The 1,687-nt window shown below is 43.9% G+C and carries 3 protein-coding genes; all 3 read left to right on the top strand.

The genetic code is table 11. From position 1 onward, the window contains the following. The first annotated feature begins 107 nt into the window (after positions 1-107). Positions 108-416, top strand: coding sequence for a hypothetical protein (locus tag QEH52_RS19490; protein ID WP_308952630.1), 309 nt, complete (start codon positions 108-110; stop codon positions 414-416). A gap of 33 nt (positions 417-449) precedes the next feature. Then, positions 450-911 carry a hypothetical protein gene (locus QEH52_RS19495; protein ID WP_308952631.1) on the top strand — a complete coding sequence of 154 codons (462 nt, stop codon included), beginning with the start codon at positions 450-452 and terminating at the stop codon, positions 909-911. A 360-nt stretch (positions 912-1,271) separates the two neighbouring features. After that, positions 1,272-1,580: a hypothetical protein gene (locus tag QEH52_RS19500; RefSeq protein WP_308952632.1), complete on the top strand. Its 309-nt coding sequence runs from the start codon at positions 1,272-1,274 to the stop codon at positions 1,578-1,580. Positions 1,581-1,687: the final 107 nt, after the last annotated feature.

The following is a 1,687-nucleotide window of genomic DNA, read 5'->3' on the forward strand; positions in this document are numbered from 1 at the left end:
ATCCAGACGACACAGACAACCCATTTAACCCGCCCGTAAAACTCTAAAAATCAACAGGAAGACTGAGCCCACAGGCTGGGTGTCTGGTCTCCACGTTCTGCAACTAAATGAAATCTAAAATCCCATTCATCATCGGCACATTAGGGTTTGCTAGTCTGTTCTTCGTGGCCAGCAAGCTAGCGAATTCTGAACGACCAAGCGTAGCCGAAGGCCTCCGGAAAATTCAGCTACAAGAGCAAAATGAAGAAAGAATAGAAGAGGCATATCAGATCATTTCACTCGCAAACAGTCAGCTTGATCAATTCAGCGGTTTACTGATGTTTTCACTGGCTGTGATTTTTGTCCTTTCCTGCTACATAGTAGTTACCCCGAGGAAACCGAAAGCAGAACCAGCCGCTTCTGGACAACGTCGCTAACGCGCCGTGCCAGAGCATCGTTCTGCGAAAGAAATGAAACACATCATCCTACTTCTATTATCGCTAGCGATACATAGCTTAATGGCAAACGAAGGTGTTGATCCATTTAATAGTCTACAAACAAAAGATCCCTACAAAACTGAGAAAGTTAACACTGAAATTTGGATGTATACGATCTACCCCGAGTATCCAAAACGAGAAGAGCTACCCGAAGACTATATCCCCTTTGAAAAAGAATACGATGAGGAGATGAATGCGATGGAAATGGAGTGGTTTCGCTTTCTACAAGTTAACGGGGTGAGCTTCATTGGAGTTGATGGAAGTCTGATTTCCATTAGTTCACATTGCGAAGATTCAATTAGGCCAGTCACAGTTAGTGCACGCCACAGAAGAACTTCATATTTCTTCATAAAACAAACTCCAGAAAACCAAGAAAAAATCATCGAGATATTTAAACACTACTGGCCTACTCTAAAGGCAGAACCAGTCCGATGAGGCAATAGATTTCGCTGGCGCTCATCTATCCCTCTCGTCTACGATATCCAGAGAAGAAATAAATTTAAATTGAGGGTTTGAATGAAGGCCAATTTGAGGCATCTCAAACGATCCAAAAGAATTGAAAAAAAGAAGAATTGGCGATTGGCGAGTTCGACCCTATCGGTTGGACTGAAAGGGATATCCAGTCAGAGCTGGTCAATCCCATTTACGCCGCCGGGTATTCGACAACCACTTAAACTACTAAATTCACAGGCTGGGATCGCCAGTCTTCTACGTTAGCTGAATAAAAAGAGAAAACTTCTTATGCGATTTATCTTCGGAATATCTGTCTTATTGAATGTCCTATTGGGCGCACTAATGCTTCAGACTGTAGCAACATTCCAAAGGGAAGTAGATGAGACATCAATCATCAGGCAGTTAAGCTTCACCCTCAGCATATATGCGAAAGAAAAGAATGAGTTTCCCACTGACTTAAACCGAGACTTGGAAAGCTATTTCAGCGATCATCCAGAATTGAAAGAATTCATAAACAGAAAGGGATTCTCATACAGCAGACCTACTACACCTCCTGAAGAAACAGACCCAGAGGTGACAATTTTCATCTACAAAACTGAAGGCGGATTATACACTGGCGATCTCAATGGACATCTTCGCCACTACAGATGACACTAGAGCTAAATCGAGTAGGTGACGCCACTCGGGACGCCACCTCTCACACCACCCCCGACTCGCTACGCTCATTCCCCTTCGGCGGGACTGACAGCTGCCATGCG

It is taken from the genome of Thalassobacterium maritimum (assembly GCF_031127805.1).
GTDB classification, from domain to species: Bacteria; Verrucomicrobiota; Verrucomicrobiia; order Opitutales; family Coraliomargaritaceae; genus Thalassobacterium; species Thalassobacterium maritimum.